Genomic DNA, 12,364 nt, shown 5'->3' on the forward strand with positions numbered 1-12,364 from the left:
AATCCCCCAAAAAACAAATGAAAAATCTATTACTATTATTACTAACACTAATTATTTTTTCGTGTAAAAACCAAACCCAAAAAGAACTTATATTTTTAAACAAAAATGCTTACGAAGTCCCAGTTTGGGAAGAAATGTTATTAGAAGACAAAATAAAGTTTTCCGATGTTATTTCGGCCTTTAAAGCCTATAAATCAAATAATATTTTAGATAAAGAAACCATCGAACATTTCGAGAAATTAGAAAAAAGAGTCAAAGAACATCTAGGAGAAGATGGTTTTTATACCTCACAATTATACGATTACAAAGAACTATTAAAATACAGAAAAGCAATAAGAGTAAAAAAAGAAGAAGCGCCTGTTGCTAATAGCTTATCGTTATTAAATACGGTTACAAAACAAATACCCAATGTTAATAATTTAGGAAACTGGAAAAACATGGGGCCTTTTGGAAATCCAGAAGTAAAATGGTCTGCCACAGGAAATGGAGCTTTAGATTATATAGAAATGCATCCAACAAACCCTGCAATAATGTATGTTTGCGCAAGAAATGGAGGTTTATGGAAAACCATAAATTATGGTAAAAACTGGATTCCTCAAACAGATTATTTTGCCTCAAACAGTACAACTTGTGTAGAAGTATGTGAAGAAAACCCTGCAATACTTTATTTGGGAACTGGAGGGGATCAAAAAATTTGGTATTCTTCAGATGAAGGGAATTCTTGGGAGAATAGAAGTACAGGTATTTCTGGCGCAATTTATGAAATAAAGTCAGATCCTTCTAATTCGAATAGAGCTTTAGCAGCTACAACAGGAGGGTTATTTTTAACAATAGATTCAGGGCAAAATTGGACATTAAAAGTAGCAGGAAGTTATACAGATATAGATGTTACAGATAATTGGGATTTAATTATAGTTTCTGATGCAAATGACAATATAGACCCAATTTTAAGTTTCTCCAAAGACAAAGGAGACACTTTTACAGCAAGTACAATTACAACAAACTACGAAAAAGTAGATAAGATGTATGTGGCGCTTCACAAACCTAAAACAGGTGCAACAAAGGTCTTTGCTTATGGAATTAAAAATGACAATAATCCAACAAGATTTATTGGTTTCTGGAAATCGGATTTTACTCCAAATCCAACAGATGGAACTTCTTTTTTCGATTTTAAAGAAGTAAAACACCCAACTTACAATTATCCAAATGGACCAGTTCCTTTAACTGTGGCAGATAATACTGAAGGGTATAATGCAGAAACAAGTGATTATTATGGAAGTGTAAATCCGTATTCTGGAGGAACTTGGATAAGCGATTTTTATGTAAGTCCTACCAATCCTGATAGATTTATAACTTTAAGAGAAAAAATATGGAGTTCTGGTGATGGAGGAATTATCTGGGAGCAAAAACCAAGTTATGGTTCAAGTAATTGGGCAGACAATAGGTTTATTACCACAAATGTCGCAAAAGATTCAATTTTTTGGTGTAATGATGGTGGAGTTTGGGCAGCAAAAGAATCAGAATTTTTTCCAACAGAAGAAGAGGTGAGTGCATCTGGTTTAAGCAGATGGTATTTTATGAACAGAAGTATCGTTCCAAAAAATGGAGATATTTGTATTATTGAAGGAAGTCAAATGGATGTGAGTCAATTAAACAAAGGAGTTTTTATGACTGGTGGACAAGATTTAGGGCAATTTTTTACAAGAAATGGTAGAGATTCTCATGTTGCTTCTGCAGATGTTTACAGAGGAAGAATAAAACCAACAGACGATTCTAAATTTATAACAGGTAGTTTATTAGTTAATTTAGATGGTGGTACAGATGTGTTTAGCGTGTATAATAATATTGAGCCAGACCATTTTAATGCAGATAAGTTGTATGGTTTTACAACAAGTAACACAACCTCTGGACAAGGAGATGTAAGGTTGGTTCGATCTCCAGAAGGTAAAGATGGTTGGTTAGTTAATAATTTTAAGGGAGAAAATTCCGCAAATTCTGGTGGACATAATTGGACTGCCACAAATAATAATTGGGAAACCATTTCTTTTGCTTCAGTGGGCGTTACAAGTGTAAGAAGTGGTACTTTCGAGCAATCCAGAGCAAATAAAGAAATCGCTTTTTTTGGCGACGAAGTGGGTAACAGATTGTTTTTTACAGCTAATTTATCTGATAAAAACCCTACTTGGACAGAAGTTACAAATGCACCAAAAGCAAATAAATATAGAATAGCCACCCATCAATTTAACGAAAACATAATTGTTTTAGCAACCAATATTGGCGCTTTTATATCCAAAGATAAAGGAGAAAACTGGCGAAAAATAGCAACGCTTCCAACGACAAATCCTTCAGCAGTTTTAATGGATAAAAATACAAGCGAAGGAATTTATGTTTCTACAAGTTTAACGGTTTATTATATTGATGAAAATTTAACAGAATGGACAGAGTTTAACAAAGGGTTGCCTTTGCAAAACGTATCCGACATGCGAATTGCCTATTATCCAGATGGCGATCATAGATTGTATGTTTCTAAATATGGTAGAGGAGTTTGGGCTTCCAGCTTGCAATCTGTTTTAAATAATGAACAAAAACCTATTGCAGATTTTTCTTTATTTGGAAATCAATTAAATGTAATTTCGGTTGGAGAAGAAGTAAAGTTTTTAGACCAATCTTTAAACGCAAATTCATTAAAATGGACAGTAGAAAATGGAACGGATGTATACAATCTACCGAATAAAAAGGACCCATCTTTAACATTAAGTAAAAAAGGTTTCTACAAAGTAACTTTGGTGGCTACAAACGAAAATGGTTCCAGCACAAAAGTTAAAGAGCAGTTTATTAATGTTTTAGAAGAACCAGTTGTAAATTGTAGTTTAGACGATACACAAACTTTACCTTGGTACAAAGGCTTTGGAACTATCAGTATTAATGAAGATACCTACAATGTAAATAAAAGAAATTTTTATGTAAAAACAGATAAATTATTTATTTTACAGGAAGGAAGTAGCAATACTTTAGCCACAAATAATCGACATGCAAGTTATAATTTTTACTCAAAAGCTTGGATAGATTTTAATAATGATGGTAATTTCGATGCTACTGAAGAAATCGCATCAAGTAATGGTAAAGATGCTACTCTTATTGGTAATTTTACAATTCCAACAGACGCTGTTTTAAGTAAGCAAATAACACTTAGGTTTGCAAGTTTAGAGTCTAACAATCCACCAACAGCTTGCCAAGACGAATATACAAGACAAACCATAGATTTTAAAATTATAATTCAACCAAAACCGAATTTCAATGTAACCCATACTATATTGTCGGAAAACAGTGTAAAACTTCAAACGAATTTCACAAATGGAAAAAATGTGAAAGAAGCAGGTTTTGTTTATTCAAGATTCGATGGAAATTTAACAGTCGAAAACTCAAATACATCAACATTTAATACAGCACTTTCAAATGAAGATAACTTTTCAAAAACAATTGAAAATTTAGACTATAATGGAGTTTATTATTACATACCTTTTATAATAAACGAATATGGAGTTTTCTATGGAGATAAAGGGAATTTTGAATTAGAAAAATATAAAATCCCTTCTTTAGAAAGTCAATATGCTTCCATTAACCTCGATAATAAATGGGAGTTAAAAGGAGTAATTTATCCAGAAGGAAATAATTTAGATAAGATTTTTATAGATTATGGAACTTCAGATTTTAGCAATTCTATTGAATTAGATCCAACTTCATATCCAATAGATCAAAATTTTGAGGTAGTTGCAGAAATTGAAAACAACGAATTAAAACAGCAAAAATTTAGAGTAAGAATATTAAAAGGAGACCAAACCTATGTAAGTAACCCAACAGTTTTCAAGAAGAATGAAGGGTATTGTACACCAACTGTAGATAGTAATAAGTGGTATAAGAAAATTAGCAAAGTAACCTTTAATGGCATTTCTAAAAGCTCTTCTTCGAATGCTTCTTACGAAGATTTCTCCGACATAATTTTTAATGTAAGCGAAGGCATAAGTTATCCAATTTCTGTAGAAGATTCATACAATAGTGGGTATGATATGAGTTACATTGTATATATCGATTACAACAACGATGGCGATTTTAATGGAATTAACGAAACAGTTGCTTTTGGAACGCCAAATGCAAGTATTTTTGAGGCCGATATTACCATTCCAACAGAAAATGTATTGGTAAATAAAAATTTAAAAATGCGTGTTGTTGCTTATGGGAACTCTGCAAGTCCTTGTAACATTAATACTGGTCAGTTCGAAGATTACACCATTAAAATCGATAGAAATATTTGGGAAGGAACAGTAAGTGCAGATTGGGATACTCCAGAAAATTGGTCTTTAAATGCTGTGCCAACGATTACTACAAATGTATCCATAGATAAAAGAGCGACCAATAATCCTGTAGCAAATGGAGATATTCATGTGAATAATTTACATTTAAAAGACAATAAGGGTTTAACAGTAAATGGAGCTACAACAAATAACGGAATTATAGAAATTTCTTCAGGAGCTTCATTTATAACCAAAAAACCAGTTTCTGGTACTATTAAATATTCAAGAGATTTAAGTGAGAAAGACAAATGGTATTTAGTTTCGCCACCAGTAAAAAATGTAGATATTAAAACCTTAATTGAGGGGCATTATTTTGCAAAAGGTTCAGGTACAAATATTGGTATTGCAACTTATAAAAACGATGGTTCTGCTTGGAATTATTTTAATGAAAATGCTACCGGAAGTTTAACTTCAGGAAAAGGATATTCTGTGAGGCTTTTAGGACCTAACCAAATTTCGTTTTCAGGAAATATGATTACCAGAAACGTTTGGTATTCTATAAATACAACTGTTAGTAACTTTAATTTAATAGGAAACCCATATCCATCTTATTTGGCCGTAAATAATAGTGCGAATGCAAGCGCGAATCTTTTAAAGAAAAACACGTTCGATAACGACTTTTTAGAAGAGGCAACCATTTGGGTTTGGAACCAATCTTTAAATTCAGGAAAGGGAGATTACGAAGCCATTAATCATGCAAGCAAAAGTAGATTTATTGCACCTACAGAAGCCTTTTTTGTAAAATCGAAAGGAAATCAAAAATTTATATTTGCACAAAATACACAATATCACCAAGAAACGGATGCATTTTATAAAGTTGAGGGAAATAGGTTTGAAATAAAACTAAACGTAAATGATGGAGTAAGCGCATCTTCAACAGAGATTTTTTATATTGATGGTACAACTAAAGGCTGGGATAATGGTTTTGATAGTACAATTTTCGAAGGCAGTACTAATAATTTAAAAGTGTACTCAGAATTGGTTTCAGATAATGAAAATCAGAAATTAAAAATCCAATCTTTACCAACTTCAAAATTCCAAGAAATGGTCATTCCAATTGGTTTAAATGTTGAAGAAAATGCTACAGTTACTTTTACCATTGAAACAAAAAATATGCCATCTGGTTTTGATATATTTTTAGAAGATAGGGTATTAAATAGTTATACAAAATTAAGAAAAACTGAAGATAATGTTGTTATAGATTTGGTTAGAAAAGAGCATCGAAATCGTTTCTTTATTCATGTAAAAACTTCACAAGTATTAGCTACAAAAGACTTTAATGATACAAGTGTAAAACTCTATTATTCAGAAAATACAAAGCACATAAATATTTTAGGAGTATTAGAAGATAATGCTAAAATTCAGCTTTTCGATGCGCAAGGAAAAGAAGTTTTTTCAAAAAGATTTAAAGGAAATGGAACAAACAAAGTTTTTGTACCAACTTTAAGTGCAGGTGTTTACATTGCCAAAATTACAAACAAAAACAACAAATCTGTAACAAAAAAAATATTGGTTAAATAATAAATCTTCAAGAGAAATTATTGGAAAAAAGGCTTACAAATTTGTAAGCCTTTATTTTTTTAATTGTTTTGTTTATCAGAAATCGAAAGAAAACCGTTTTCTGACGATAAACAAACCCATTTCAACTAAAAAATAATTCAATTTGTTAATTATTGATTTAATTTTGTGGGTTGAAAAATATTATAATAAATGAAAAAAGTATTACTCCTAATTGTATTATCAATTCTATTATTCTCTTGCAACCAACAATCAAAAAAAGAATTAATTTTTTTAAATAAAAATGCTTACGAGTTTCCAGTTTGGCAAGATATGCTTACCCAAGAAAAAGTGAAATTTTCTGACGTTATATTAGCATTTAAAGCATACAGATCTAATAATATTGTAGATAAAGAGACTTTAGAACATTTCGAGAAATTTGAAAAAAGAACAAAAAGTAGTCTAGATTTAGATGGTTACTTGTATTCTGAATCAGCAAAATATAAAAGATTAGAAGCATATAGAAATGCAACTAAAAACCCAAATCAACAAACCACAGTAACAAATAATTTGTCAACTGCAACTTCAATTAGTTTTGGTGTTCCAAATAGTGCAAGTTTAGGAAAATGGAAAAATATAGGTCCTTTTGGAGATCCAGATGTAAAATGGTCTGCAACTGGAAATGGTTCTTTAGAACATGTAGAATTTCATCCAACAAATCCTGCAGAAATGTATGTTTCAGCAAGAAATGGTGGTTTATGGAAAACGACCAATTATGGAAAGAATTGGACACCAATGACAGATCATTTTGCAACAGATAATGTTTCTTGTTTGTCAATTTCTAAAAAAGACCCAACCATTTTTTATATGGGAGCAGGTGAAGATAAAAAAGTTTGGTATTCATCAGACTCTGGTTCTACTTGGGAAGATAGAAGTACTGGAATTGCTGGTACAATATATGGCCTTTATTCTGCTCCAGATGACGAAACGAAAGTATTAGCAGCAACAACAGAGGGTATTTATTTAACAACCAACTCTGGAACTTCTTGGACACAGAAAGTAGCAGGAAGATATTTAGATATAAGACTTACAGATAATTGGGATTTAATTGTAGCAACTACAGATAATAATAATGACGCTACAGGTTATAAAGATTTCTTCTTTTCTAAAGACGAAGGTGTAACTTTTACAGAACAAACTGTAACCACTACAATAGATAAAATTAATAGATTTTTCTTGGCAATTCATAAACCAACATCTGGTGCAACTCAAGTTTTTGCTTATGGAATAAAAAATTCGAATACACCAACTACATTTGTTGGTTTATGGAAATCAGATTATACACCTAGTCCAGCAGATGGCACTTCTTTTTTTAGTTTTACAGAAGTTAAACATGCTACATATACTTATCCTAATGGAGCAGTTCCATTAATTGAAGATAGTTCTCTAGCAGCAGGTTATAAAGCAGAAACAGAAGATTATTATGGAGGTATAAATCCATATTCTTCTGCATATTATCAAAGTGATTTTTATGTAAGTCCAAACAACCCAGACTATATGCTTACTTGTAGAGAAAAAATTTGGGGATCTGAAGATGGTGGTAAAATTTGGAGTTATAAGCCAAGTTATGGTGGAAGTCATTGGGCAGATAATAGATATTTTACAACAAATAAAGCTAAAGATTCTATCTTTTTCTGTAATGATGGTGGTTTGTGGGCAATTAAAGATACAGACATGTTTCCTTCAGCAGCAACAGTTACAGCTTCTGGTTTAAGTAAAGACGATTATATGGCTTCCAAAATTGTTTCTAAAAACGGAGATATTTGTGTTGCAGAAGGTTCTCAAATGGATGTTAGCCAGTTAGATAAAGGGGTTTTTATGACTGGTGGACAAGATTTAGGACAAATGTTTACCAGAAATGGAAGAACTTCTCATGTGGCATCTGCAGATGTTTATAGAGGAAGAATTAAACCAACAGACGATAGTAAATTTATTACTGGTAGATTAAATGTAAGTTTAGATGGAAGTACAGATATTCATTCTGTGTATGATAATATAGATGCAGATCATTTTAATTCAGAAAGATTATATGGTTTTACAAACACCAATCAAACCACAGAACTTGCAGACGTACGTTTGGTAAGATCTCCTATTAATAAAGACGGTTGGTTGGTAGATGGTTTTTATGGAGAAAATAGAGCAAATACTGGAGGTAGAGATTGGACTGCAACGAATAATGATTGGGAAACTGTAAACATTTCTTCTACAGGAATAACAGATTTAAAACCAGGAACTTTCGAGCAATCTAGAGCAAATGGAGAAATCGCTTTTTTAGGTGATGAAGTTGGTCAAAAATTATTTATTACAGAAAATTTGTCTGCAGCTACACCAACTTGGGTTGAGCTAACAACTGCACCAAAAGCAAATATTTATAGATTGGCAACACATCCAAATAATGAAAACATTATAGTTGCAGCAACAAGTGTTGGTGTATTTATTTCTAAAGATAAAGGTCAAACCTGGAATGTTAGATCAAATGTGCCAGAAACAAAACCAAAAGGGGTTTTAATAGATAAAACAACAGAGGAAGGTATTTATGTTTATACAAGCTTAACAGTTTATTATATAGATGAAACCAGAACAGAATGGAAAGAATTTAATAAAGGTTTACCGTTGCAAAACCTTACAGATATGCGAATTGCATATTATGCAAATAACGATAACAGGTTGTATGTTTCTAAATATGGGAGAGGAGTTTGGTCTACCAGTTTACAATCTGTTTTAGATAAAAACACAAATAAACCAGTAGCAGATTTTACAATTCATGGTTTAAGTAAAAAAACTTTTTCAGTTGGTGATACTTTAAAATTGATAAGTCATGCTTCAAATGCTACAAGTTTGCAATGGACAATTGAGAATGGGGCAAATGTAAAAAATATTGCAGATGAAGAAGCTCCTGAAGCAAAATTACTAAATGCAGGTTTTTACAAAGTTACTTTGTTAGCAACAAATGCTAATGGTTCTCATACAAAAATTGAAGAAAATTATATACAAGTTATTGCAGAACCAACTGCTTTAAGTTGTACACCAACAAATAGTGCTACATTAAATTGGTACAGATATATATATAAGATAAAAGTAGATGATGATGAGTATTTAAACTCAGAGCAAGATAATTATGCTAAACTAGATAAGGTTTTTACTGTAGAAAAAGGCGAAAATATACCAATTTACATAGAAGATAGCCACGTAGATTCTAATGGAAATTTTAATCATTATATAAAGGTTTGGATAGATTATAATAATGATGGCGATTTTGATGATGCAAATGAAGAAATAGCAACTTCTGGTGGTAGAGTAGAAAACTTTACCGCAAATTTTACAGTGCCTTCAACAGCATTAGTTGGGCAGAAATTAAACATGAGAGTAGTTGGTTTAGAAAGTTCTGATGCACCTATTTCTTGTCAAGAGACAGGATCAAGACATGTATTAGATTTAGGTATCATTTTTAAATCAAAAATTGTTAATTCTATATCGCACACATTATTAACTAATAATAGTGTAAAATTAGAAAACAACTTTACGGGTGCAAATAATATAGTAAAAGCTGGTTTTGTATATTCTACTTTAGATACAGAGTTAACAACAGAAAATTCTCATTCTATTTTATCTTCTGCAAGTCTTACTAACGATGATTCTTTTGAAACAGATTTAATAGATTTAGACTACAATAGAAAATACTATTATAAAGCGTTTATTATAGATGATTCAGGAAAATCATATAGCGAAAGAAAAAGTTTTCAATTAGCAGCATTTACAGCACCTTCTTTAGAAACTATTTCAGCTTTAAATTTAGAAAATAATTCTTGGAAATTAATGGGAACAGTGTATCCTAATAATAATTTATTTGTTGAGTTAAAAATAGAATATGGTGTTTCAGATTTTTCTAATGCTATAACTTTTGATGCTACCTCTTATGCAACAGACAAAACGTATAATATAGAAACAGATATTTCTATAGATCCTGCAAATGAATATCAATATAGATTATCTGGAGTTTTAAATGGCAAAACATATGTAAGTAACATTGCACGTATAAATGGTAATGCAACACATTGTGCACCAAGTGTAGATAGTTACCAGTGGTATAGGAGAATAGATAAATTTGTGTTTAACGGTCAAACTATCAATTCATCTGGCTATACTGGTTACGAAGATTTTTCGAGTACTGTATTTAATGTAACTGAAGGAAGTACATATGCTGTTTCTTTTACAGATTCGCACGCAGGTTCACCAAGTGCAGATTTAAACTATATTGTTTATATCGATTATAATAATGATGGAGATTTCGAAGATAATAACGAGATTGTTTTAACAGGTAGAGGTTTAAATACATTTACAAGTTCTATAACAATTCCAGAAGATGATATTATTTTTAATACAAATTTAAAAATGAGAATTGGAGGTTATCATAGCAATGTAAGTCCATGTAAAATTGATATTGGTGAGTTCGAAGATTATACAATTAATGTTGTAAGAAATATTTGGAACGGAACAACAAGTACAGATTGGGATGTTGCTACAAACTGGTCTATAGGAGAAGTGCCAACTACAGGCTCTAACGTAATTATACCAGCAAACACCACTTTTAAGGCAGAAGCAAATGGGGTAATAATATTAAATAAATTAACGCTATTAGATAATGCAAGTTTAACAGTAAATGGAGCAGTAACGAACTCAGGAGAAATTAAAATTGGTTCTGGTGCATCTTTTATTGCTAAAACAAGTGTTTCTGGTGTTATAAAATATAGTAGAGATTTAGATGAAAAAGATAAGTGGTATTTAGTATCACCACCAATGAAAAATGTTAGTATTACTACTTTAAAGGAAAATACAGTTTTGGCAAAAGGTACAGGCTCTAATATAGGTATTGGAACTTACAATTCTGGTGCAACAGCTTGGACTTATTTTACAACAGCTTCATCTGGAAATTTAACATCTGGTCAAGGTTACGCTGTAAGACTAGCAGGTCCTGGTAAAGTATCTTTTGAAGGAAATATGCAGACTGCAGATGAAACTAAAATTGCAATTAATAATAGTTTCGATGGCTATAATTTAGTAGGTAACCCTTATCCATCATATATTCCAGTAAATAATAAAACAGAAGCGACTTACAATATTTTAAAAATAAATGATGCTGATAATGATTATCTAACAGAAAGTACGCTTTGGTTCTGGAATCAATCATTAAATTCAGGTAAAGGTTCTTATCAAGCATATAACCATGCTTCAGATAAACGATACATAGCACCAGGACAAGCATTTTTTGTAAAAGCAAATGGAAGCCATCAATTTAAGTTTACAGAAGATATGCAAAGTCATCAAACATCAGACGTTTTTAATAAGATGTCAAATGATAGGTTCGAAATTAATTTAAAAATTAGTGATGAAACAAATACAGCATCTACCGAAATTTATTTTATAAATGGAACAACATCAGGTTGGGATGATGGCTATGATTCTACAACTTTTAATGATCCTAATAATCATTTAAAATTATATTCGGAATTAGTAACAAATAGTACTGGGCAAAAATTACAAATTCAATCTTTACCAGATAGTAAATTTCAAGAAATGGTTATTCCTCTTTTTGTAAAAGGAAAATCTGGCTCAACTGTAAACTTTAAAATAGATGCTATTAATATTCCAACTAAATTAAATGTTATTTTAGAGGATAGACAGAAAGGAGTACTTACTGTTTTAGAAAAATCTTCAGACGTTTATTCAGTTAATTTAGATAATAACAATTTAATTTCTAGCCGTTTTTATATACATGTAAACACCTTACAAGCTTTATCTACAGAAATATTTAATATTGATAAGGTTCTTTTTTTTACAGAAAATAATAGTAGTATAAAAATATTAGGATTATTTGGCGAAAATTCTAAATTAGAACTTTTCGATATCAATGGAAAGAAGTTGTTTAATACTACATTTAATGCAAATGGAAATAATAGTATTGCAATATCTAATTTAAGTTCTGGGATATACATTGGTAAAATTACCACAAAAAATAACAAAACTATATCTAAAAAAATATTTTTAAGATAAAAACTAAGAGTGGTTTTCAAAATCGGAAAACCGCTTTTTATTAATATTAAAGTTACTATAAGAACAATGTTGCAGCTATATTATTAAAATTGAATCTTAAAATTACATTACGTCAATTAATAGATTTTTTTGCTATTTCAATTTTATCAATCTAAGAAATACTTTTAAAAAAAAATAAAGCAAAAATTTGTAGGATTATAAAATTTCAGCTCAATAAAAAAATTAATAGTGACTTAAAAAAAGAAATGTGTCTTACTTAATGTAAAGTATATATAATAAAGAGTATTTAATCAAAAAAATGATTAATTTTGCAAATCGATAAATAGGACTTTGTTCAGTTATCAATTTTTTGAATTTCCCCCACAAAAACATAAAATAAGAATTATTCCATGGAAAAAAGTTTT

2 protein-coding genes are annotated in these 12,364 nt (G+C 30.5%); both read left to right on the forward strand.

All coding sequences use genetic code 11. The annotated features are described in order from the left end of the window. Positions 1–17: 17 nt before the first annotated feature. On the forward strand, positions 18–5,873 hold the full coding sequence (locus H9I45_RS00135; protein ID WP_088354050.1) for a DUF8693 domain-containing protein: 5,856 nt from the start codon (positions 18–20) through the stop codon (positions 5,871–5,873). A 189-nt stretch (positions 5,874–6,062) separates the two neighbouring features. Further along, positions 6,063–11,960 carry a DUF8693 domain-containing protein gene (locus tag H9I45_RS00140; RefSeq protein ID WP_088354049.1) on the forward strand — a complete coding sequence of 1,966 codons (5,898 nt, stop codon included), beginning with the start codon at positions 6,063–6,065 and terminating at the stop codon, positions 11,958–11,960. Positions 11,961–12,364 lie beyond the last annotated feature (404 nt).

Source organism: Polaribacter haliotis, assembly GCF_014784055.1.
Taxonomy (GTDB): Bacteria; Bacteroidota; Bacteroidia; order Flavobacteriales; family Flavobacteriaceae; genus Polaribacter; species Polaribacter haliotis.

What these genes read in the sequence shown, in the direction of transcription:
- H9I45_RS00135 (WP_088354050.1), top strand. Translation starts at nt 18, where the DNA reads ATGAAAAATCTATTACTATTATTACTAACACTAATTATTTTTTCGTGT.
- H9I45_RS00140 (WP_088354049.1), top strand. Translation starts at nt 6,063, where the DNA reads ATGAAAAAAGTATTACTCCTAATTGTATTATCAATTCTATTATTCTCT.